The 23,062-nt window shown below is 72.7% G+C and carries 15 protein-coding genes; 6 read left to right on the top strand and 9 right to left on the bottom strand.

Annotated features, from left to right (window positions below; all coding sequences use genetic code 11):
* Positions 1 to 44 precede the first annotated feature (44 nt).
* Positions 45 to 2,507 (bottom strand): SpoIIE family protein phosphatase, encoded by a 2,463-nt coding sequence (locus ABT070_RS05375; RefSeq protein ID WP_351754970.1) that lies wholly within the window; start codon positions 2,505 to 2,507, stop codon positions 45 to 47.
* A gap of 137 nt (positions 2,508 to 2,644) precedes the next feature.
* Here ABT070_RS05375 and ABT070_RS05370 point away from each other — a divergent pair, with 137 nt between their 5' ends.
* Positions 2,645 to 4,711: a SpoIIE family protein phosphatase gene (locus tag ABT070_RS05370; RefSeq protein WP_351754968.1), complete on the top strand. Its 2,067-nt coding sequence runs from the start codon at positions 2,645 to 2,647 to the stop codon at positions 4,709 to 4,711.
* Here ABT070_RS05370 and ABT070_RS05365 read toward each other — a convergent pair.
* Together ABT070_RS05365 and ABT070_RS05360 are read right to left on the bottom strand one after the other, a co-directional pair.
* Entirely contained in the window at positions 4,692 to 5,312 is a 621-nt protein-coding gene (locus ABT070_RS05365) for a TetR/AcrR family transcriptional regulator (RefSeq protein WP_351754966.1), read from the bottom strand. The genes ABT070_RS05370 and ABT070_RS05365 overlap by 20 nt on opposite strands.
* A 23-nt stretch (positions 5,313 to 5,335) precedes the next feature.
* Positions 5,336 to 7,390 (bottom strand): galactose-binding domain-containing protein, encoded by a 2,055-nt coding sequence (locus ABT070_RS05360; RefSeq protein WP_351754963.1) that lies wholly within the window; start codon positions 7,388 to 7,390, stop codon positions 5,336 to 5,338.
* A gap of 320 nt (positions 7,391 to 7,710) precedes the next feature.
* Between ABT070_RS05360 and lgoX the strand changes: the two genes are divergently transcribed.
* Both lgoX and ABT070_RS05350 read left to right on the top strand, forming a co-directional pair.
* On the top strand, positions 7,711 to 9,711 hold the full coding sequence (lgoX, locus tag ABT070_RS05355) for an L-glutamate oxidase LgoX (protein WP_351754961.1): 2,001 nt from the start codon (positions 7,711 to 7,713) through the stop codon (positions 9,709 to 9,711).
* A 75-nt stretch (positions 9,712 to 9,786) separates the two neighbouring features.
* Positions 9,787 to 10,728: a DUF1731 domain-containing protein gene (locus tag ABT070_RS05350; protein WP_351754958.1), complete on the top strand. Its 942-nt coding sequence runs from the start codon at positions 9,787 to 9,789 to the stop codon at positions 10,726 to 10,728.
* 55 nt (positions 10,729 to 10,783) lie between these two features.
* Here ABT070_RS05350 and ABT070_RS05345 read toward each other — a convergent pair whose 3' ends face one another.
* From ABT070_RS05345 to ABT070_RS05325, 5 genes are all read right to left on the bottom strand, one after another.
* Positions 10,784 to 11,497 carry an alpha/beta fold hydrolase gene (locus tag ABT070_RS05345; protein WP_351754956.1) on the bottom strand — a complete coding sequence of 238 codons (714 nt, stop codon included), beginning with the start codon at positions 11,495 to 11,497 and terminating at the stop codon, positions 10,784 to 10,786.
* A 22-nt stretch (positions 11,498 to 11,519) separates the two neighbouring features.
* Positions 11,520 to 12,488, bottom strand: coding sequence for an alpha/beta hydrolase (locus ABT070_RS05340; RefSeq protein WP_351754954.1), 969 nt, complete (start codon positions 12,486 to 12,488; stop codon positions 11,520 to 11,522).
* Positions 12,489 to 12,699: 211 nt separating this feature from the next.
* A complete protein-coding gene (locus ABT070_RS05335) occupies positions 12,700 to 13,695 on the bottom strand; it encodes an AraC family transcriptional regulator (protein WP_351754952.1) in 996 nt (331 codons plus the stop codon).
* 93 nt (positions 13,696 to 13,788) lie between these two features.
* The gene (locus ABT070_RS05330; RefSeq protein WP_351754949.1) at positions 13,789 to 15,801 is read right to left on the bottom strand and encodes an AfsR/SARP family transcriptional regulator; all 2,013 of its coding nucleotides are present in this window, start codon (positions 15,799 to 15,801) and stop codon (positions 13,789 to 13,791) included.
* 51 nt (positions 15,802 to 15,852) lie between these two features.
* Positions 15,853 to 18,795, bottom strand: a complete 2,943-nt coding sequence (locus ABT070_RS05325; protein ID WP_351754946.1) for an AfsR/SARP family transcriptional regulator — start codon at positions 18,793 to 18,795, stop codon at positions 15,853 to 15,855.
* Positions 18,796 to 19,007: 212 nt separating this feature from the next.
* Here ABT070_RS05325 and ABT070_RS05320 point away from each other — a divergent pair, with 212 nt between their 5' ends.
* Positions 19,008 to 19,868 carry an alpha/beta fold hydrolase gene (locus tag ABT070_RS05320; protein WP_351754943.1) on the top strand — a complete coding sequence of 287 codons (861 nt, stop codon included), beginning with the start codon at positions 19,008 to 19,010 and terminating at the stop codon, positions 19,866 to 19,868.
* 99 nt (positions 19,869 to 19,967) lie between these two features.
* Here ABT070_RS05320 and ABT070_RS05315 read toward each other — a convergent pair whose 3' ends face one another.
* The gene (locus ABT070_RS05315) at positions 19,968 to 20,261 is read right to left on the bottom strand and encodes a DUF6355 family natural product biosynthesis protein (protein WP_037733872.1); all 294 of its coding nucleotides are present in this window, start codon (positions 20,259 to 20,261) and stop codon (positions 19,968 to 19,970) included.
* Positions 20,262 to 20,596: 335 nt separating this feature from the next.
* Here ABT070_RS05315 and ABT070_RS05310 point away from each other — a divergent pair, with 335 nt between their 5' ends.
* On the top strand, positions 20,597 to 21,190 hold the full coding sequence (locus tag ABT070_RS05310; RefSeq protein WP_351754939.1) for a hypothetical protein: 594 nt from the start codon (positions 20,597 to 20,599) through the stop codon (positions 21,188 to 21,190).
* 213 nt (positions 21,191 to 21,403) lie between these two features.
* Positions 21,404 to 22,987 (top strand): hypothetical protein, encoded by a 1,584-nt coding sequence (locus ABT070_RS05305; RefSeq protein WP_351754937.1) that lies wholly within the window; start codon positions 21,404 to 21,406, stop codon positions 22,985 to 22,987.
* The last annotated feature ends 75 nt before the right edge of the window (positions 22,988 to 23,062 follow it).

The following is a 23,062-nucleotide window of genomic DNA, read 5'->3' as shown; positions in this document are numbered from 1 at the left end:
CGACCGGCGGTCAGCTGTGGGGTCCGCGAGGGTCGCGGACCGGGTCACGGGATCTCCTGCTCGGCCCAGATGATCTTTCCGTCGGCCGTGTACCTGGAACCCCACCGGTGGGCGAGCTGGGCCACCAGAAAGAGGCCGCGGCCCCCCTCGTCCATGATCCGGGCATGCCTCAGCCGTGGGGCCGTGCTGCTGGCGTCGGAGACCTCGCAGGTCAGGCGGGCGTCGAGGATCAGCCGCAGCCGTATGGGCGGTGTGGCATAGCACACGGCGTTGGTGACCAGCTCACTCACGATGAGCTCGGACGTCATGGCCAGGTCGCCGAGCCCCCAGGCCTCCACCTGCCGGGTGGCCCGGGCCCGGACGTCGGCGACGGCGGCCGGGTCCGCCGGCACCTCCCAGGAGACGACGTGGTCGGCGCCGAGGGCGTGCGTGCGCGCCAGGAGCAGGGCGATGTCGTCGGGCTGGGGCACGGGCACGAGCTGCCGCACCGCCGAGGTGCACAGGGCCGCCAGATCGGCGTCGGACCGGGCCAGCACCTCGCCGAGCCGGAACATGCCCTCTTCGATGTCCCGGTCGGCTCCCTCCACGAGTCCGTCGGTGTAGAGACCGATCAGGCTGTTCTCGGCGAGCTCGATCTCGGTCGATTCGAACGCCATCCCGCCGAGCCCCAGCGGAGGCCCGGCCGGGGGCTCCGGGAAGGACACCTGCCCGTCGTGGGTGACGACGACGGGCGGCGGATGTCCCGCCCGGGCCATCGTGCACCGCCGGGTGACCGGGTCGTAGACGGCGTACAGGCAGGTCGCCCCCAGGAAGGCGGTGGCGGCCTGGTGGCCGGCCGGGTCGTCGGTCCGTTCCACGCTCAGCCGGAGCACGAGATCGTCGAGGTGGGCCAGCAGCTCGTCGGGGGGCATCTCCATGTCGGCGAGGGTCTGCACCGCGGTGCGCAGCCGGCCCATGGTCGCCGCGGCGGCGATGCCGTGCCCCACCACGTCGCCGACGACGAGGCCCACCCGGGCCCCGGACAGGGGGATCACGTCGAACCAGTCGCCGCCCACCCCGTCGGTGGGGTCCGCCGGCAGGTAGGAGGAGGCCAGCTCCAGCGCCGTTCCGCCCGCCAGGGCGTGCGGCAGCAGGCTGCGCTGGAGGGTGACCGCGGCCGTGTGTTCGCGGGTGTACCGGCGGGCGTTGTCGACGCACAGCGCCGCCCGCGCCACCAGTTCCCGGGCCAGCAGGACGTCGTCGGACCGGAACGAGACGGGGTTGAGGGACCGGACGAAGGTGGCGAGGCCCAGGGCGGTGTTGCGCGCCCGCATCGGCACGGAGATGAGGGAGTGCAGGCCGAACTCGCGGATGCTCACCGCCCGTTCGGGCTGTTCGGTGGTCCACAGTTCGTCGGAGGGATCGAGGACGGGGATGAGGATCGGCTCGCCGTCGATGAGCAGGTTGGCGTCGTGCGGCGGCGGCAGGAAGTCCACCCGGTCCCCGATGCGTGCCACGGCCTCCGGGCAGCCCTCGCGCACCGAGCACATCCCGGCGCGGCGCATCACCGGCCGTGCGGGCGCCGGTCCCGCGTCGGTCAGCCACGCGCCGTGCCCTTCGGTGCTGAGCACCGGCTCCAGGAGGTCGACGATGACGAAGTCCGCGAATCCGGGAACGGCGAAGTCGGCGAGCTCCTGGGCCGTGACCATCACGTCCAGGGTCGTGCCCACGCGGGTGCCCGCCTCGTTGACCAGCGAGAGCAGCCGGCGGGCGTTCCACCGCTCGGTGACGTCCTGGACCATATAGCAGACCCCGGTGACGGAGTCGTCGTCACCCACCAGGGGGAAGAACGATGTGGAGTAGGCGTGCCGGCGGTGCGGGTCGGCCCAGCTCCACCCCAGGTACTCGTAGTCGGTGATCGGGTCCCCGGTCTCGAGTACCTTGCTCATCAGCCCCTCGATGGCGACCGCCTGGAGGCCGGGCAGCAGATCGCTCAGCCGGCGCCCCAGGCGCTGTTCGCGGGGCACACCGCCGAACCGTTCCAGCGTGTCGTTCAGCCACACATAGCGCAGCTGCAGATCCATCACGGCCATGCCGACCGGGGACCGGGTCAGGAACCCGTCGAGGACGGACTGGCCCAGCGCCCACTGCTCGCTCGGCCTGCGCGCCGAGAGCAGGAAGCACTCGTCGTCGCCGATCCGGAAGGAGGCGGAGACCCGCAGGGCGACGTCGACGGGGCGGCCGTCATGGTGCCGTACGGAGATGACGCCGCTCCACCCCATGCCGGCGCGGCACCGCGCCGCGACACCGGCCACCCGTGCCGGGTCCCGGTCCATCGCCACCAGCTCCGCCGCCGAGCGGCCGACGACCTCCGCGGCCGGACGGCCGAGCAGCGCTTCCGCACCTCGCGTCCAGCCGACCACGAGGCCGTCCGCGGACACGATCGCCGCCGCGTCGGTCGACGCGTCGAGGAGATCGCGCGGTCCCGCGGGCGTCGGAGCCTCGAAAGCTTCTCGCGCAGAATCCATGGGTTCCGTCCTTTACACGAACCATGGTCCTGCTTGTCCGCCCGATGCGCACGGCGCCGTCGGCCTCCCCTCCGACGCCTCCGGTTTCCGGACACGCCGAACCAGAGCAGCATGGAGGTACAGGAGGAGGCTCCGCGATGACAGCCGAACCCATACGGTCGAGCGGGGACGCGTACGGCCCCGACACGTCCGCGCCCACCGGACTGCTGGACGTGCTGAGCGTGTCCGCCATGGTCGTCGACATCGACGGACGCATCGTGTTCTGGACCCCCCAGGCGGAGGACCTCTTCGGCTACACCGCGCAGGAGGCCCTCGGCAAGTACGCGGCGCGGCTGCTGATCCACCCCGAGCACCTCCAGTCCGTGGTGAGGCTGTTCGCGGATGTGCTGGAGACCGGCCGGAGCTGGGCCGGCGCCTTCCCCGTCCGGCACAAGGACGGCAGCAGCCGCCTGATGGAGTTCCGCAACATGCGGCTGCAGGACGATCTCGGGGACGTCTACGCCCTGGGCATCGCCGCCGACCACAATCTGCTCCAGCGCGTCGAGACCGATCTGGCGCTGTGCGAACGGCTGATCAACCAGTCACCGATCGGTCTGGCCCTCCTGGACCCCGACCTGTGCTACCTGCTGGTCAACCCGGCGCTCGAACGCATCGACGGCATCCCCGCCGAGGACCATGTCGGCCGTCGGCTGCGGGACGCGATGCCCCTTCCCGACGTCGACACCATCGAGTCCGCCCTGCGGCAGGTGCTCACCACCGGCACGCCGCTGCTCGACCAGTACCACGTGGGCCGCCCGCCGACCGATCCCGATCACGAGCACGCCTGGTCCCTCTCGTTCTACCGCCTGGAGGACCCCGGCGGGCGGGTGCTGGGCGCGGCCGCCTCGGTCGTCGACGTCACCGAACGGCACCGCGCCGCCGCGGAGGCCGACCGGGCCCGGCGGCGCCTCGCCCTCATCGCCGAGGCCTCCACCCGGGTCGGCACCACGCTGGAGGTGGACCGGACCGCCCACGAACTGGCCGAGATCGCCGTCCCCCAGCTCGCCGACGTGGTCGCCGTGGACATCCTGGACTCCGCCCTGGCCCTGCGCCGCTCACGCCGGCCGGACAACGGCCCCGAGCTCTTCCGCGCGCTCGCGCTGAAGGCGGCCCACCCCACCGTGGCGCTGCGCGCCGCCGATGCGCCGGGCGACGTCGCGGCCTATGACGGTGACCGTCTGGTCACCCTGTGCGTGCACACGGGCCGGCCGGTCCTGGTGCGGCACGTCGGCGAGAAGGACATCCCGCGGATCGCCCGGGACGCCGAGGCCGGTGCGCTGCTGGCCCGGGCCGGGGTCCACTCGTACCTCGCCGTGCCGCTGATCGCCCACGGCGAGGTCCTCGGCGCCCTCGATCTCAAGCGCACCCGCAACCCGCTGCCGTTCGACGAGGACGACGTCATCCTGGCCACCGAGCTGGCCGGCCGGGCCGCCGTGGCCATCGACAACGCACGCTGGTTCCAGAGCGTGCGCAACACCGCCCTCACCCTCCAGCGCAGTCTGCTGCCCGACCACGCGCCGCATCAGACCGGCCTGGAACTGGCCTCCCGCTACCAGCCCGCCCAGGCGACCAGCGAGGTCGGCGGCGACTGGTACGACGTCATCCCGCTGACCGACGACAAGACCGCGCTGGTCGTCGGGGACGTCATGGGCAACGGCATCGACGCCGCCGCCACCATGGGCCGGCTGCGCACCGCGACCTGCGCATACGCGGATCTCGACCTCGAGCCCGGCGACGTACTGCGGCACCTGGACAAGATCACCTGCGATCTGGAGCACTACATCGTGACCTGCCTGTACGCGGTGTACGACCCCCGGACCCGGCAGTGCCGCATCGCCAACGCGGGCCATATGCCGCCCGCGCTGGCCGGCCCCGGCCATCCGCCCACCCTGCTGGATCTGCCCACCGGAGCCCCGCTCGGCGTCGGCGGGATCCCCTTCGAGACCACCACGGCCGAACTCGCCCCCGGCGACCTGCTGGTCCTGTACACGGACGGCCTCGTGGAGACCCGCCTGCACTCCATCGACGACCGCCTGGCGGTCCTCCTCACCTTCCTGGACGAGCCCGGCCGTCCGCTCGAGGAGATCTGCGACCTGCTGCTGTACGGTCTGCGCCATCCCGACGACCACGACGACGTCGCCCTGCTCATCGCCCGGACTCTGTAGCGGGCGCGTCGGCCATGACCAGCCCCGCGATGTGGGAGGTGACCGTGTCGAGGATGTCGGTCCAGGCGGCCGCGTCGCCGAGCACGAGGTAGTTGAGGGTCAGGCCGTCGGTCATGGCGGCCAGATAGCGGGCCAGGACCGGGACGGGGACGCGCAGCCGGAGGTCCATGCCGCTGCGCAGCTGTTCGATGAGTTCGGTGTACGCGTCGCCGTACATCTCGTACTGCCGCCGGGCCAGTTGCTCGAACCCCGGCTCGCGCAGGGCGTACTGGGTGAGTTCGTAGGTCAGCATGTGCTCGTCGGGATGGGCGCGGACGTGGTCCCAGTACGCCTGGAAGCCCGCCCGGACGGTCTCCTCGAGGGTGGCCCTGGGCCGTAGGGCGTCCTTCACGACGCTCACCGAGTGGTCGGTGAGCGTCGTGATGACGGACTCGACGAGGGCCTGCTTGGAGTCGAAGCAGTAGTGGAAGACGCTCAGGGACACCCCGGCCTCGGCGGCGATGGACCGGGTGGTCGTCTTGGGGACGCCGTCCCGGGCCATCGCTCTGATCGCCGCCTCCGTCAGCTGCCGGCGCCGCTGCGCCGACGGCATCCGTGCCATGTGTGTCCCCCCGTGCCGGCCCGCTAGGCGCTGTGGACGCCCACCTCGTACAGCGAGTATCCCCAATCCGTGCCCCGGTCCAGGCCGTGCACCCGGACGTAGCGGGCGGGGGTGCCGGTGAACCGGGCCGTGTCCAGGCCGCCGTCGCCGGAGGTGGTGGACCAGGCGGTCGTCCAGGTGGTGCCGTCGGTGGAGAGTTCCACGCGGTACGACTTCCCGTACGCGCGCTCCCAGTCGAGGGTGACGCGGGAGACCAGGTTGGTGGAGCCCAGGTCGACCTGCCACCACTGGTCGTCGCTCCAGTCACTGGCCCAGCGGCTGGCGTCGTCGCCGTCCACGGCCCGGCCGGGCTGGTAGCTGGTGAACGGGTTGGACTCGGACGAACTCGCGTTGGCGGTACGGCCCTTGGCGAGGTTCACCGATGCCTGGTGCTGCTCGGTCGAGCCCCAGGTGCCGAGGTAGGACTCGGCGCCCCGGAAGAGGTCGTCCACCACGTCCTGGCCCGCGACGAGCCGGATGTCCTCGATCCAGTCGGGGATCAGGCCGACGTCGGCGCCGCCGTCGGTGTTGTAGTCGAAGGTGCGGATGCCGACGGTCTGCCGGTCGATGACGGAGCCGCCGTCGACGCTCTTGAAGGGGTACGTGACCTTGTTCGCGGCGTCGGCCCCGCGCGGGGCGGGGTGGTCGCCGATGCCGTTGAAGTCGGTGCCGTAGCCGTAGCCGACGCCGTACTTGTCACGCAGCGCGTCGGTGCGCGCGGCTTCCGCGCCGAACGCCTCGGAGCCGTGCATGTACTGGGCGACGAAGCCGCCGAGGGAGTAGACCCGCTCGGTCCAGTTGAGGTCCATCCAGCTGTGCGAGGACAGCACGCCGGGGTAGTTCGCGGCCTCGAAGATGTCGAGCGCCTGCCCGGTGGCCTTGACGCTCATGTGGTCGATCTCGAGCATCATCTTGCGCTTCATCATGCCGCGTACCGCGTACTCGCCCAGGGCGGTGAGCCCACGGGTGTTGCACTGGGCGTCCTCGTCGTAAGAGGGGACCTCCGTGCCCGCCGGCAGGTCCGCCTCCGCCGTGGAGGCGGCGGTGCCGATGGGGTTGTCGTGCTGCGGTCCGGTGCACTTCTCGGTCTGCCAGAAGGTGCCGGTCGACAGGAACTGGCCGACGTTGATGGCCGTGCCGAGGCCGCCCTCGTCGAACCGGACGCCGCACAGCGCGTTGTCGAACTTGTGGCACAGGAACATGCTGCGCACGCCCAGCGCGTACAGCTCGTCCAGCCCCTTGTCGACGTCGGCCTGGCTGCACTGCGCGATGTCGAAGATCTGCTTGCAGCCGAACGGCTCGGAGGTCTCGACGCCGAGGACGACCGCCAGCTTGCCCTGCTTGATGACCTCACGCGCCTGTGCGCTGTCGAGGACGATCCGGAACCAGCCCTTGCCGGTGCCGCCGTACATCTTGTCGATGTAGGCCTGGAGGTCGTACGTCAGCTTCGCCTGGAGGCGGATCGACGTCATCTCGTCACAACTGCGGTCCTTGAACGGGTAGACGGAGCAGATCATGCCGTTGGTGACGAGGTCGTTGACGAGCACCCGCTGTCCGCCGCGCCAGGCCCGCTCCACCCAGGCGTAGTAATTCGCCTGATGGGTCATCGAGTCGTAGGCCGGCCAGTCCTTGAAGGTCGGCCAGCCGGCCGGGTCGTGCTTGCCGTCACCGCCGTGGGTGATGTAGTCGAAGAGCGCGAGCGTGCCGTCGGGGTAGTGCTCGGGACAGTCCTTGAGCGCGTCGGCGACCCCGGCTTCGGAGAACACCTTGCCGCAGATGAGCCGCCCGCCGAACGCCTCGTTGGAGAACAGGTGGTTGTGCGCGTCGACGAACCCGCGCACGTCGCCCGCCGAGTCGGTGCCGGTGAACGGCTCGCCGGTCACGTTGACCTGGGAGTCGGGGGCCGGTCTGGCCGTCGGCGTCCACCAGTCCGCGCCGGCCGCCGAGCTCGGGGTGGGGCCGAGGACCGTGGCGAGCACGAGAAGGAGCAGCGAGACGACGGTGACATCTCGGCGTCTGCGGTACGGGCGTCCGGTCATGGTCACAGCCCACGTCCCTCGGTCGGCGGGAAGGCGCGGTCGACGAGGGCTTTTTGACTGCCCATGAGATTGTCATGACCGACGCAAGATAGTGCGACGAGGATCGCGACAGATCCCCTACCGAGTCAAGAGTCCGGGACGCTTGACCTGATGAGTGAGGGCCCGCGAGAGTTCGGCGCGGGGCGCAAACTTCCCCCACTCGCCTTTCCGTTGCGTCGGAAGCACCCCGGGAGCACTTCCCCGGAGGTGCGCTTACACGTTCAGGTGATGATCCACAGGAGCGCGTCTCCGCACCGGCGCCCTGCCCCTATCCAGGGCACATGGACAATTCTTCCGCTTCTGTCGACCCCGGCCGGATCTCCCGGCGGCGGTTCACGGCGGCCACCGCGGCCACCGCGACGACCGCCGCCGCGCTCACCGCCGCCGCACCGGCCGCGGCCCTCCCCCAGCAGCCCGTCCGTCCGCCCAGGCCGACGGCGGACCGGGCCACGTGTCTCACCGTCGCGCGAGCGCTGCTGGTGGTGGACGAGCACGACCGGCCGCTCGTGCCCCGGTACGAGAAGGTCCTCGCCGGCGGACTGCCCCGCGCCGGGACCGGGACCGGGAAGAAGGTCCTCGTGATCGGCGCCGGGCCCGCCGGGCTGGTGGCCGCCTGGCTGCTGAAGCGGGCCGGGCACCACGTCACGCTCGTGGAGGCCAACGGCAACCGGGTCGGCGGCCGCATCAAGACGTTCCGCACCGGCGGCCACGAGCACGCCGCGCAGGCCTTCGCCGACCCGAAGCAGTACGCGGAGGCGGGCGCCATGCGGATCCCCGGCAGCCATCCGCTGGTGATGAACCTGATCCGTCAACTGGGCGTCGAGAAACGCCGGTTCCACCTCGTGGACGTCGACGCGGAGGGCAGGCCCGTCAACAACGCCTGGCTGCACGTCAACGGCGTGCGGGTGCGCCGCTCCGCGTACGCGCGGTCGCCGCGCAAGGTCAACCGGTCCTTCGGGGTGCCCCGGAAGTACTGGGACACCCCGTCCGCGACCATCCTGCGGGAGGCCCTGGACCCGGTGCGCGACGAGTTCAGCACCCGCGGCGCCGACGGCAAACGGGTGGACAAGCCGCTGCCGGAGCGGGTGCAGGGCTGGGCTCGGGTGGTGCAGCGGTTCGGGGACTGGTCGATGTACCGGTTCCTGACCGAGGAGGCGGGCCTCGACGAGCGGACCGTCGACCTGGTCGGCACGCTGGAGAACCTCACCTCCCGGCTGCCGCTGTCCTTCATCCACAGCTTCATCAGCGCCTCGCTCATCAGCCCGGACACCGAGTTCTGGGAGCTGGTCGGCGGTACGGCGACGCTCCCGGACGCCCTGCTGAAGCAGGTCTCCGACGTCACCCGGCTCGACCGGCGCGTGACGCACATCGAGTACTGGGCGCCGGACCGGCAGGGCGACGACAGCACCTCGCACGTACGGGCCGACGGGCCGCACGTGTGGATCGACACCGTCTGCGAGGGGCGCGACGGCAAGGTGGTGCGCGAGCAGTTCACCGCCGACCTCGCGATCGTCACGGTGCCCTTCTCGGGGCTGCGCCAGGTGCAGATCAGCCCGCTGATGTCGTACAAGAAGCGGCGTTCCGTCGCCGAGCTGCACTACGACAGCGCGACCAAGGTGCTGCTGGAGTTCAGCCGCCGCTGGTGGGAGTTCGACGAGGCGGACTGGAAGCGGGAACTCGACGCCGTGCGGCCGGGGCTGTACGAGGACTACCGGTCGGGCAGGGCTCCGGACGACGGGAGTCTGCTCGGCGGGCATCCGTCCGTGCCGCCCGGGCACATCAGCGCCGGGCAGCGCGTGCACTACGCGGCCCACCGGTGGGCGGGCCGCGAACAGCCCGAGGCGGCGCACATCGTCGGCGGGGGCTCGGTCTCCGACAACTCCAACCGGTTCATGATCAACCCGTCCCACCCGGTCGCCGGCAGCGCCGGCGGTGTCGTCCTCGCCTCCTACAGCTGGGCCGACGACGCCTCCCGCTGGGACTCCCTGGACGACGAAGCGCGCTACCCGCACGCGCTGCGCGGGCTCCAGCAGGTCTACGGCCGGCGCCTCGAGGTCTTCTACACGGGCGCGGGCCGCACCCAGAGCTGGCTGCGCGATCCGTACGCCTACGGGGAGGCGTCCGTCCTGCTCCCCGGTCAGCACACCGAGCTGCTGAGCGCCATCCGCTCCGCCGAGGGCCCGCTGCTCTTCGCGGGCGACCACACCTCGGTCAAGCCGTCGTGGATCGAGGGCGCGCTGGAGTCGGGGGTCCGGGCCGCGCTGGAGGCGCACGAGGCGTAAGCACACCCCGGAAAGGTTTTGAACGCGTTCAAAATAGTAGTAGGGTCCCCTTCGGACAAGGAGGGGGCCCTACTCATGAAGATCGTGCTACCCGGCGGGACCGGGCAGGTGGGAACCGTCCTGCGCCGCGCGCTGACCGCGGCCGGACACGAGGTCACGGTGCTGAGCAGACGGCCCACGGACCACGGCGAGATCCTGTGGGACGGCCGCACGCTCGGCCCCTGGGCCGAGGTGATCGACGGCAGCGACGTCGTGGTCAACCTGGCCGGCCGCAGCGTCAGCTGCCGCTACACACCGGACAACCTGCGGGCGATGATGGACTCCCGGGTGGACTCGGCCCGGGTCGTCGGCGAGGCGATCGCCGCCGCCGCGCGGCCCCCGCGGGTCTGGCTCCAGATGAGCACCGCCACCGTCTACGCCCACCGGTTCGACGCCCCCAACGACGAGGCCACCGGCGTGATCGGCGGAGCCGAACCCGGCGTCCCGGACTACTGGGGCTACAGCGTGGACATCGCGACCGCCTGGGAGCGGGAACAGGAGACGGCCGACACCCCGCACACCCGCAAGGTGGCGCTGCGGGCCGCGATGGTGATGAGCCCGGACCGGGGCGGGGTGTTCGACGTCCTGTCCCGGCTCGCCCGGCTCGGCCTCGGCGGCCCGGTCGCGGGCGGCCGTCAGTACGTGTCCTGGATCCACGACGAAGACTTCGTCCGCGCGGTCGGGTTCCTCGTCGGACGGGACGACCTCGCGGGGCCGGTGAACCTGGCCGCCCCGGCCCCGCTCCCCCACCGCGCGTTCATGGGCGCGCTGCGCGGCGCGTGGCGGGTCCCGGTGGGCCTGCCCGCGACGAAGTGGATGGCGGAACTCGGCGCCTTCGCCCTGCGCTCGGACACCGAACTGCTGCTCAAGAGCCGGCGGGTGGTCCCCGGCCGGCTGCTCGACGCGGGCTTCGCCTTCGACCACCCCGAGTGGCCGGGGGCCGCCGCCGACCTCGTACGACGGGTGCGAGGCCGTTGACGGGCCGCGCGGACGTGCACAGGGGTCACGTCCGCGCGGCTGTTCTCGGTGGGCGTCAGCTCGTCGCGCGGACCGCTTCGAGGATCAGGTCCGCGACCGCCTTCGGCTGCGACACCGCGACGGCGTGCGAGGCGCCGTCGAGCTCGACGATCGTCGCCCCGGCCCGCTTGGCGCCGAAGCGCTCGACCTCGGGGTTGATGGCCTCGTCCGCACCGGCGACCAGCGCCCAGGACGGCTTGGTCTGCCAGGCGGCCGCGGCGGCGGTCTCCTCAAACGCGGCGGCCGCCAGCGGGCGCTGGGACGCCGCCAGGATCTTGGTGACGCTCTCGGGCAGATCGGCGGCGAACACCGACGGGAAGGCGTCCTCGGCGATGGTGACCTCGACGGCCGGGTCGCCGCCCGGAACCGGGTACGTCCACTGCTTGAGGTTGCTGACCAGGGTGGAGAGCGGGAAGCGGCCCTGGAGCTCGCCGAGGCTCTCGCCCTCCGCCAGGGCGTAGGCGGCGACGTAGACGAGGCCGACGACGTTCTCCGCGGTGCCGGCCACCGTGATGAGGGCGCCGCCGTAGGAGTGACCGACGAGGATCACGGGGCCGTCGATCTGAGCGGCGAACGAGGCGATGTACGCGGCGTCGGAGGCGAGGCCGCGCAGCGGGTTCGGCGGGGCGATCACGGGGACGCCGTGGCCCTGGAGTTCGGCGATGACGCCGGACCAGCCGGCCGCGTCCGCGAACGCTCCGTGGACCAGGACGACAGTGGGGGTGGTCATGGGAAAAGCCTCCTGAGGAAGGTCAGACGTGCAGGGCGTCGCGCAGGGTGCCGACGGCCAGCGTGATGGCGGCCTCGGCGGCGTAGGTCGGGCGCAGCGCGTTCAGCATCACGAAGTCGTGGATGATGCCCTGGAAACGCACCGCGGTGACCGGGACACCGGCCGCGCGCAGCTTGTTCGCGTACGCCTCGCCCTCGTCGCGCAGCACGTCGGCCTCGCCGGTGATGACCAGGGCCGGGGGCAGACCCTCGAGCTGCTCGGTGGTGGCGCGCAGCGGGGACGCGGTGATCTGGGCGCGCTCGGCCTCGTCGGTCGTGTACTGGTCCCAGAACCACTGCATGCCGTCGCGGCGCAGGAAGTAGCCCTCCGCGAACTGGTGGTAGGAGCCGGTGTCGAAGCTCGCGTCGGTGACCGGGTAGAAGAGCACCTGCTGGACCAGCGGGACGCCGCCGCGCTCCTTGGCCATCAGGGTGAGAGCGGCGGTCATGTTGCCGCCGACGGAGTCGCCGGCGACGGCCAGCCGGCCGCCGTCCAGGCCCTTGGACGCGCCCTCCTCGACGATCCACCGGGCGACCGCGAAGTTCTGCTCGATGGCGACCGGGTAGCGGGCCTCGGGCGAGAGATCGTACTCGGGGAAGACGACCGCGGCCTCGGCGCCGACGGCGAGCTCGCGCACCAGCCGGTCATGGGTGTGCGCGTTGCCGAACACCCAGCCCGCGCCGTGGATGTAGAGAATCACCGGCAGGGTGCCCTCGGCGCCGGCCGGCTTGACGATCCGGGCCCGGACACTGCCCGTGGGACCGCCGGAGACGGTGATCCACTCCTCGTCGACCGCGGGCTTGTGGATCTCACCCGACTGGACCTCGTCGACGGCCTTGCGCCCCTCCGCCGGCGGCAGGTCGAAGAGGTACGGCGGGTTGGCGGTCGCCTCGGCGAACGCCGCGGCCTCGGGTTCGAGCACCGGCGTGACCGGCTCGACGACGTCGGACATGACATCTCCTGCTGTATTCGATGTGCGTTGTCTTGCCCTGTCACGCTAAATCCGCCGGGCGGAGGAAATGTGTCCACCCGCGCACCGACGCTGTGCTCACAGTGCACAGAAGCCGGTCGAGCGGCGGGCACGGCATTCCCGCGGCCACTAAGGGGAATTCGAGAACACGGTTCCGCTCCCCATGGTGAACGGCCCGGGATCCAGGACGCTTTCAGCGCCGGCCGCTCCGCGCGGCACGTCCCGCGGTGTCCCGCCATTCGCGCGGGGACATGCCGTAGGCCGACCGGAAGACCCGGCTGAAGTGCGTGGCGCTCAGGAAACCCCACCGGGCGGCCACGGCCGCGATGGTCCGGCTCCCGCGGCCGTGGCGCATCAGGTCGCGTCGGCACTCCTCCAGTCGGCGGCGCAGGATCCACCGGCCCACGGTGGTGCCCTCGTCCTTGAACAGCTTGTGCAGATAGCGCACGGAGATGTGGTGGGCGCGCGCGATGACCTCCGGGGACAGGTCCGGGTCGGTCAGCTGCAGTTCGACGTACTCCAGGACCCGCCCCAGCACCGGGGAGTGCGCGCCGGATGTGCCCGGGGCCCCGGCCGCACCCGGGGTGTCGCGCGTCCCGGAGGTGTCGCGTGTTCCCGGTGCCGCTGTGCCCAACTGCTCGGCGGCGAGGGTCGCCAGCAGGTTCACCGCGTTCCAGGCGAGCATCTCGCCGACCGGAGGGCGGGCCTCGGCCGTGGCGCGGGCCAGGTCGGACAGCAGCGGCGACAGCAGGGTGCCGAGCCGGGAGGCGCGGGCGACCGGCCTGCGCTCGATCCGCCGCACGTCGGAGTCCACCAGGCCTAGCAGGTCGGCCGGGACGAGGAACGTCGTCGCCCTGAAGGGCTCGCGGAAGTCGAGCGCGGGCGCGCGGTGGACGTCGTAGAAGCAGACGTCCCCGGGCGCCAGCCGCAGGCCGGCGGCATCGAGCGGCTCGCGGGCGGCGGGGGCGGCGACGGCCGTGTCGGGCCGAGCGCCGGTCCGCAGACCGACGAAGAGGTACTCGCCGCCGTCACGGGCGAGCAGCCGGTGCGCAGGGTGCGCGGACGCCTCGCCCGGCAGCCGGGCCGGCGTCTCCTCGCCGGTCGTGATCTCGACGCCCAGGCGGGTCCGGCACACGGGCGGGTCGAGAGCGCGGGAGCTGTCACAGGTACTGCTGCTGGTAGTGGGCATCTTCCGCCGTAGCCTCCGGGGACCGTCCGTCACGTCGTCCGGACGGTAGTTCGGCGCATGTGCAAAAAGAGTGACAACGAAGTGACAGCGCCTTCACGAGCCGTGCGGGCGGCCCTCCGCGGCGGCGCGTTCCGTGGCGAAGACCCGCAGCAGGTCGTGGAGGGTGTAGCGGCCCGGCGCGGGTTCGGCCAGCAGGTGGGCGTCGGCGAGCACGCCGAGCAGCAGCCGGGCCCGGCGAACCGGGAGCCCGGCGAGCACGGCGGCCCCGGCCGGGGTGATGTCGGGTCCTTCGTGCCGGGGCAGGAGCCGCAGCAGCCGAGCGCTGTCCGGCGTGAGGAGCCGGTAGGACCCCAGAAAGGCCTCGCGGGTGGCGGCGAGGGCGTCGAGGGTGCCGTGCGCCTCGCGCAGTCCGGCGGCCACCTCGGCGAGCGGGAGGTCCCGTCGGCCGACGGCACGCGCGGCGACGGCGGCCAGCGCCAGGGGCAGCCGGCCGCACCGGGCGACGATCTCGTCGGCGGCCCGCGGTTCGGCCGCCACCCGCTCGGCGCCGATCCGCCCGGCCAGCAGCGCGTACGCGTCCTCGGCGGACGGCGGCGCGAGGCGGAGCGGCCGCGCTCCCGAGGCGACCAGTCCGGGCAGAGTGTGACGGCTGGTGACCAGCGCCAGACAGCCCGGCCCGGTGGGCAGCAGCGGGCTCAGCTGTCCGGTGCCGGCGGCGTCGTCGAGGACCACGAGGACGCGCCGGCGGGCGAGCAGGGTGCGGTACTCGCCGGTCAGGGCGTCCACCCCGTCCGGCATACGGGGTGCGGGCACGCCGAGCGCGGCGAGCATCCCGCGCAGCGCGTCGGCCGGCTCCACGGCGGGCCGGGCCGGATCGGAGCCGCGCAGCGCCACGTACAACTGCCCGTCCGGGAAGCGGTCGGTGGCCCGGTGTGCCCAGTGCAGCGCGAGGGTGCTCTTGCCGGTCCCGGCCATCCCGCCCACCAGCACGACCCCCGCCGCCGAGCCGGCCGCCCCCTCCAGCCGCTCCAGCTCGACGACCCGCCCCACGAAGGAGGGCGGTGCCGACGGCAGCTGAGCGGGCCGCCCGGCCCCCACGACACCCCGGCCGACGGGGGCCGGGGTGGCGGAGGCCGGGGTGGCAGGGGCCGGGGTGGCGGAGGCCGGGGTGGCAGGGGCCGGAGTGGCAGGGGCCGGGGTGGCAGGGGCCGGAGTGGCGGGGGCCGGAGTGGCGGAGGCCGGGGTGGCAGGGGCCGGAGTGGCGGAGGCCGGGGTGGCGGAGGCCGGGGTGGTGTCGATCGGGCGGGCGAGGTGTGCGACCGGCCCGCTCTTCAGCCGGTGTCCGACGTCCTGGCGCAGTACGCGGGTGTGGGCCGCCGCCAGTTCGGTGCCCGGAGTGAGACCCAGTTCGCGGGTGAGGCGTCGGCGGACGTCCTCGTACGCCCCCAACGCCTCCGCCTGGAGTCCGCAGGCGGCCAGGACCAGCACCAGCCTGGCGTGCAGCGGCTCGTCGAGGGGGTCGTGCGCGGTGGCCCGGCGCAGGGCGGGCAGCGCCTGCTCGGCCCGGCCGCACAGCAGCGCCGCGTCGGCCGCCAGCCGGGCCGTCTCGAGGAGTTCCCGTTGCACGGCCGTGAACTGGACGTGTTCGCGCGCGGACGCCGGGATCCCCATCGCCACCGGCCCACGCCACTCCCCCAGCGCCAGGACGAACTGCCGGGCCGCCGTCCCGGACCGTCCGGTGGCCGCCGCCCGCTTGCCCTGCCGGGTCAGTTCACGGAAGCGCAGCAGGTCGACCTCGTCGGTCGCCGCCTCCAGGAGGTAGCCGCCGGTCCGGCGCAGCAGACGCCGGCCCGGAGCGCGGGGCGGCAACCCCGGTTCGAGCAGCCGCCGCAACGCGCCGACGTAGCGCCGCACCACGTTCAGCGCGCTGGCGGGCGGCCGCTCGGCCCACAGCACGTCGACGATCTCGCTCGTCGGCACGGGCCGGCCCGCGTGCGTCAGGAGCAGGGCGAGCAGGGCGCGTTGCTGGGGGAAGCCGGGATCGAGCTCCCCTTCCGCCCGTTCCTCCCGCCACACCCGTACCGGCCCCAGTACCTCGAAGCGCATCACTGCGCCCCAGGGTGTCGTCCGGCGGCGGGTGCGAGCCGGCGCCGGGTGTCAGACGGCACCGGCGTGACCGTCCCGTGCGTTCAGCAGTGCCTCGACCCGCTCGGCGTCGGGGTGGTTCAGGCCCCTGAGGAGGACGAGGGCCTCCTCCCACGCGGTACGGGCGCCCTCGTGGTCGCCGGTGGCCAGGTGGGTGTCGCCGACCCGGACGAGGATGTCGGCCTCGACGTAGGGCACGCCCAGGTCGCGCAGCAGGGCGAGGGCGTTGCGGTAGCCGAGGAGCGCGTGCGGGTGGCGGCCGAGGTGGTGGTGGGCGTAGGCGATGCTGTCCCAGGTGGCGGCCTGTCCGTAGCGGTCGCCGAGTTGCTGGAGCATGGTGAGCGCCTCGAAGCAGTGCGTCAGGGCCTGCCGGTGGTCCCCGAGCAGAGCGTGGTACCAGCCGACCGAGTTGAGCACGCTGGCCTGCGCGGCGCGGTCGCCGAGCGTACGGAACAGGCCGAGGGCGAACCGGTTGTGCCGCAGCGCGCCTGGCAGGTCGCCCTGCTGGTCGCACTCCCAGCCGAGACTGCGGTGGGTGTGGGCGCGGCCCGTGTCGTCGCCCAGCCCGGTGAAGAGGTCCAGGGCCCGCTCCAGTCGGGGAACGGACCGGGCGTGCAGACCGAGCCGGCCCTCCACGCGGGCCAGTCCGCGCAGGCCGCGGGCCTCCAGGGCGGGGTCGGCGAGCCGTCGGGCGGCGTCGAGCGCGGTGCGCTGCACGGTGAGCCCGTCGTGCCAGTGACCGCGCCGGTCGAAGAACGGCTCCAGGGACCAGGCCAGTTGGCAGGCGAGACGTTCCTGCACGGGCTGCCCCGACGCGGCGGCCGTCTCGACCACGGCGAGCAGCACCGCGTGTTCGGCGGTGAGCCAGGCCAGCGCGCGGTCGTCGTCGGCGAGGGGTTCGGGATGGACGCCCTCGGGCGCGGGCGGCGGGGGCAGCGGGTCGGCGTTGGGGGCCAGCAGCCGGTCGGCGCTGTGGGCGGTGTGCAGGTAGTGGTGGTACAGCCGGTGCAGGGCCGCCCGGCGGTCGGCCTCGGTGTCGCGCTCGTGGACGAGTTCGCCGGCGTGGGCGCGGAGAAGGTCGTGGAAGGCGTAGCGGCCGGGGCTGTGTTCGGTGACGAGATGCAGACCGGTCAGCTCGGCCAGCAGCGGCCGGGCCCGGCGTACGGGCAGGCCCGCCAGCGCGGCCGCGGCCGGCAGGGCGAGGTCGGGGCCGGGGTGCAGCGCGAGCAACCGGAACAGCCGGGCGGCCGCGGCCGAGACCGCGCGCGAGGACCAGGAGAACACCGTGCCGACGTCCACGGAGGCGTCGGAGCGGGCGAAGGCGTCGAGGCTGCCGTGGGCCTCGCGCAGTTCGGCGGCGACGGCGGCGAGCGGGAAGCCGGGGTGAGCGGCGGCGCGGGCGGCGACGCAGGCGAGGGCGAGCGGGAGTCCGGCGCACAGTTCGCCGATCTCGTCGGCCGCCCGGGGTTCGGCCGCGACCCGCTCCGCGCCCAGTCTGCGGACCAGGAAGTCCCGCGCCCGGACTCCGTCGAACGGGCGCAGGACCAGGGAGTGGGCGCCGTGGGCGGCGACGAGCCCCGGCAGTTCGTCGCGGCTGGTGACGATGGTGAGGCAGCCGGGCGAGCCGGGCAGCAGCGGCCGCACCTGCTCGGTGTCACGCGCGTTGTCCAGCACGACCAGGACCCGACGGCCGGCGAGCACACTGCGGTAGAGGGCGGCCTGCGCGTCCACCCCGTGCGGGACGCGTTCCGGCGGCACACCGAGCGCGCCGAGGAACCCCCGGACGGCCTCCCCCGGGTCCAGGACGGCGCCGGACGGATCGAAGCCGCGCAGGTTGACGTAGAGCTGCCCGTCGGGGAACCGGTCGGCGATCCGGTGGGCCCAGTGCACCGCGAGCGTGGTCTTGCCGACGCCCGCCATACCGCCGATGGCACTGATCACCACGGCCCCGGGCCGCGACCCGTCGACGCCGGACAGCGCGAACGCCTCGTCGAGCTCGACGTCTCGACCGGTGAACGCCGTTGTGCCGTGGGGCAGTTGGGCAGGCAGCGGAAAGGAGGACGCAGAAGCGGGCGCGGGCGCGGGTGCGGGTACGGGTGCGGGTACGGGCGCGGGAGGGGTGGAACCGTCCGGCCCCGGCTCCTCGGACACGCCACTCGGCTCACCGGACGACTCGGCGTCCTCCGCCGTCCGTACCCCGTGCAGCACCGCGTCGCGCGCGTCGCGCAGTTCCGCTCCGGGGTCGATCCCGAGTTCCTCGGCCAGCCGCATCCGTACGGCCTCGTAGGCGGCCAGCGCCTCCGAGCGGTGGCCGGCCGCCGCCAGGGCGAGGAGCAGTCCCGCCTGGAGGGGCTCGTCCAACGGGTGCCGCGCCGCGGCCTGTCGCAGCTCGGGCAGGACCGCTTCCGGCCTCCCGGCGCGCAGCGCGGCGTCCGCCGCCTGCCGCACGGCGGCCGGCCGCTCACGGTCCACCACGTCGAACGCCGGGTGCGCCAGGGCCTGCGCGGGAAGGCCGGCGGCGAGCGGTCCGCGCCACAGCGACAGCGCCTCGGTGAGGAGTTCGAGCGCCTGCGCGGGTGACCGCTCCGCGATCCGGCGCCCTTCCTCGCGCAGCGCGCGAAACCTCAGCAGGTCCGAGGAGTCACCGTCGGTCACCAGCCGGTATCCACCGGCGTCCCGCACCAGCCAGCGGCCCTCCGCGCGGGCGGCGAGGCCGGGCTCGAGCAGCCGGCGCAGCGAACCCACATGGCGCCGGACGACATTGACCGCGCTGCGCGGCGGATCCGCTCCCCACAGGACGTCGACGATCTCGCCCACGGCGACCGGCCGTCCCGCTCCGACCAGCAGCAGGGCCAGGAAGGCACGTTCCTGCGGTCCTCCGAGCTCCAGTTCCGCGTCCCCCCGAAACACCCGGACGGTCCCCAGGACCGCGAACCGCACCGGCTCCAGCGGCACGCCATCCCCTCTCTCCGGTCTTCCTCCCCCGGCTTCGACTGTACGACAGGAGAAAGGTTACCCAGAGTTACACATGGCGCGTTCCGGCTGTTCAGAGACGGCGGCCGCATCAAAAACCTAGTTGAGCCAGGTAAAAACCTAGGGATACTAGGCACACCTTGTCGAGGGCACGAGAGCCCTCGCCCCGTACGGACAACCGACTGGAGCAAGCCATGAACCCGCCCCGGACCGGCGCGCTGGCAGTGCCCGGCGCCACCCTCCACTACGAGACGCTCGGCAGCGGACCGGTCCTGCTGCTCATCCCCGGCGGCGCCGGGGACGCCGGACTGTACGCGGGCATGGCGCCGGAGCTGGCCACCCGCCATACGGTCGTCTCGTACGACCCGCGAGGTCTGTCCCGCAGTCGGCTCGACGGCCCCGCGGACACTCCCCGCGCCGACGAACAGGTGTCGGTCTGGAGTGACGACGCCCACCGGCTGCTGGAACTGCTCTCCCCCGACGAGGAGGCGGTCGTGTTCGGCTGCAGCTCCGGTGCCGTCGTCGCGGTGGATCTGCTCGCCCGGCACCCGCAGCGGCTGCGCCGGGTCGTCGCGCACGAACCGCCGCTGCTGGGACTTCTGGAGGATCCCGCCCCGCATCGAGCGCTGTTCGCCGAAGTGCGCGAGATCTTCCGCGCCGAGGGCGTCGACGCCGCCATGACCCGGTTCGGCGAGGGCCTGGCGGACGGGTCGGGCCGGCAGGCGCCCGCGCGGCCGACGGAACTGCCGCCCGAGATCCGGGAGATGTCCGTCCGGATGCACGCCAACCTGCCCGTCTTCCTGGGCCGTGTCCTTTGTCCGTTCTCCTCGGCCGTGCCCGACCTCGTCGCGCTCCGGCCCGTGGCCCACAAGCTGGTGCCGGCCGCCGGGCGCGACTCCAGGCGCCAACTCCCGTTGTACGGACCGGCAGCGCGCCTCGCGCAGCTGCTGGGATCCGCACTCGTCGAGTTCCCGGGCGGCCACCTCGGCGCCGTCGAGTCCCCGAAGGAGTTCGCCGACCGGCTGCTGACCGTCCTGGACCGACCGGCCCGCTGACGGCACGCCGGCCCGCACCGAGCCGGCGGACGGACGTCCGGGGTCCGGGGCGACTTCGCCCCGGACCCCGGACATCTGGCACCGTGCGGTGAGCGCCTGTCAGCAGGTGCGGCCGGTGTAGTGGGCGCCCTGGATCTTCGCGGCGGAGCCCAGCCACGACGTGCCGGGACCGACACACCGCTCGTAGTCGGCCGCCCAGGCCACGTCGACCTTGATGACCACGCGTGAGCCGTCCGACGTGCAGTGGTTGTAGAAGGCGTCGGAACCGGTCTCGTAGAAGCCGCACGGATCCGCGGCCGCGGGGCCCGCGGTGGCGGCCGTCAGCGCACCCAGAGAGGTGAGGACGAGAGCGACGGAACCGAGGGTGCTGAGCACCGTACGACGAACACGCACAGCGGAACTCCTTGCCGAAATGAGGGGCGGTAGCGGGAAAAGCCCAGGTCCACCGAGGGACCGAGGCCTGCAACAGGATCGTGTGAGCCCCTCGGAGATGACCGGACGACGGGCCCCGTTCACCCCGCGAATCGTTTCGCCGCTGCTCCGTCGGAGTGATCGTCACCGGAAAGGCGACTAGGCGGGGCGGGGTCCCCGGGATGGCGGGCCGTTTCACCCGGGTGAGCGCCTTGAGTGGTGGAGCCGGGCTCGCTGACTGACGGTGGATCACGTCGGGCCGGGTCGTGTCAGCTGACGGAGCGTCGGCTGCCCGGTCGTGACGGAAGGACCATCAGATGCGTTCAGCTCGCATGATCCTGGCCACCGCGGCGGCCTCGGCCGCCCTCGCCATCGGCGCCCCCGGCGCCTACGCCGCCGGTGACACGGACCACGACGACTCCTCGTACAGCAAGGAGGACAGCTCCTCGTACAGCAAGGAGCACGACAAGGAGGACGGCTCCTCGTACACCAAGGAGGAGGACTCCTCGTACGGCAAGGAGCACGGCAAGGAAGACCACGGCAAGGAGCACGGCAAGGAGGAGCACGACTCCCCGCACGGCGGCGTGCACACCGGCGGCGGCGCCCTCGCCTCGGTGAACGACAGCAGCGACCGCGGCGCGGCCAAGGACCCCAAGTACGACCCCGAGACGTACAAGGACAAGGACACCTGGAACAGCGGTGAGCACGACAAGGGCTCCTGGAACGGCGGGAAGGAAGAGGAGTCCGGCGGCTGGAGCAAGGAGCACGACAAGCCCAGCGGCGGCGTCCACACCGGCGGCGGCGGTCTCGCCACCCCCTCGGCGACCGCGGCCGGACTCGGCGTCCTCGCCGTCGCCGGCACCGGCCTCTACGCCCTGCGCCGCAAGAAGACGGTGGGGGGTGTGGCCTGACCCATGCCTGACGCGATAGCGAAGCCGCGGCCGCCACACATGCCCCCCTGTGGCGGCCCGGCCTGCTGTGCGTGGACCCGGCTCTCTCGGCCTCGCGTCTCCCGGCGGCCGGGATCGTACGCAGGAACCACTACGCCCCTGTCGGCCCGTCCTCTTCGACCGTACACTGACAAATCGTAGACGTGCGGACGCAGTTGACCGGGGGGAGCCGCCATGTCGGGGGACCAGTACGGCAGATTCGACGACACCGACCACAACACCTTCGCCTACGTTCCACCCATGCCGTCGGCCCCGCCGCCGGCGCCGGCGGACGGCGCTCGGGCCGTCGCGGTGGCCGTGCTCAACCTCAGCGGTCTGGGCCTGGGCTACGCGCTGGTGCGCCGCTGGGCCCTGATGGCGCTGTGCTGGATCGCCACCGCCGTCCTGCTGTTCGTGGCGCTGCCGGCCGACCCGGACGGTGTCCCGGGATTCGCCCTCGTCCTGTACGTCCTGTTCCTCGTCGCGGTGGCGGCGGACGGCGCGCGCGTGGGTCTGCGCACCCGGCTTTCGGGACTCCGGGGGGCGCCGCTCGCCCTCGGGCTCGGACTGCTCCTGCTCGTCGTGCCGGCCGGGGGGGTCGTGCTGTACGACGACGCACGGGACGAAGCCACCCAGCAGATGCTGCTCGACCGGCTCGACGAGGCCGACCAGCTGGTGCAGGCCGCCGGTGACAAGCCCTTCGACTCGGCCCGGGCCGACTACCGCGAGGCGCTGGGCGTCTACGCGGACCTCACGTCCGACCACCCCGGCTCCCGGGCGGCCGAGCGGGTGCCCGCACGGATGAAGACCTACTACACGACGGTCGGAGCCGCGTACGCGCAGGACGACTACTGCGAAGCGGTGGAACCGCTGAAGTATCTGCGCACGGTCCCCAAGAGCCTGCCCGACACGGACCTCGGCGCGCTGAAGACCTGGCCCGACGACCGGCTGGCCACCTCGCTGTACGAATGCGCGTCGACGGCGCTCACGGCGGGCGAGGCCGACTGGGGGACGCAGTACGGGGAACTGCTGGCCACCTTCCCCGAGTCGGAGCAGGCCTCGAGGGTCGAACCCGCCGTGGCCGCCGCCGTCGTGCGCACCGAGAAGGACCTGCATGGGGCCGAGCCCTGCGCCGCGGTCCAGCGGCTGCGCACCCTCGGCTCCCAGATCGACGGTCTGGAGGCCGGGCCGGCCGACATCGGCGCCGCACTCGACAAGGACAGCCGGCGGGCCACGACCAGCGCCGACACCGGCACGTACACCTGCGGCGTGGACCAGTACCGGGACGGCGACTTCGAGTCGGCGCAGACGACCATGACCGAGTACGCCTCCGCCCACAAGACCGCCAAGAACGCCGGCCTGGCGAAGAAGATCGCCATAGCGGCGGAGATCGCCCAGACCGTGCCGGCCGCGGGCAAGAAGCTGCCGACGACCCGTACCGGCGGCAGCATCTCGGTCACCGTGCAGAACGACAGTCCCGACGCGGTCACGGTCCTCTTCACGGGTCCGGTCACCGGCAGCTTCACCCTGAAGGCCTGCGGCAGCTGCAAGGCGTACTCCTTCGGCAGCACCATCAACCCGTCGTTCGAGCCGTGCAACGACAGCGGCAAGAACTATCCGCAGCGCACCATCAGCCTGCCGGTCGGCACCACGTTCTTCCTGCACAAGCCGAACGGCGACAGCTCCGCCACGCCCGCCTCGGACACGGCCAAGCTCGAGTCGGGCTACATCTACACGGAGTGCGCCTACACGACACAGAGCCTGGGGACGGGCCTCTGAATTCCGTGTGAAAAAGCAGAGGATTTCCGCTCGCTGAAAGGATGTCAGCCGCGCACCGTGTTACCTGTGGGCCGT

This window comes from Streptomyces sp. NPDC002884, from assembly GCF_040295245.1.
Classification (GTDB): domain Bacteria; phylum Actinomycetota; class Actinomycetes; order Streptomycetales; family Streptomycetaceae; genus Streptomyces.
This window is presented reverse-complemented; position numbering and strand designations above follow the sequence as displayed.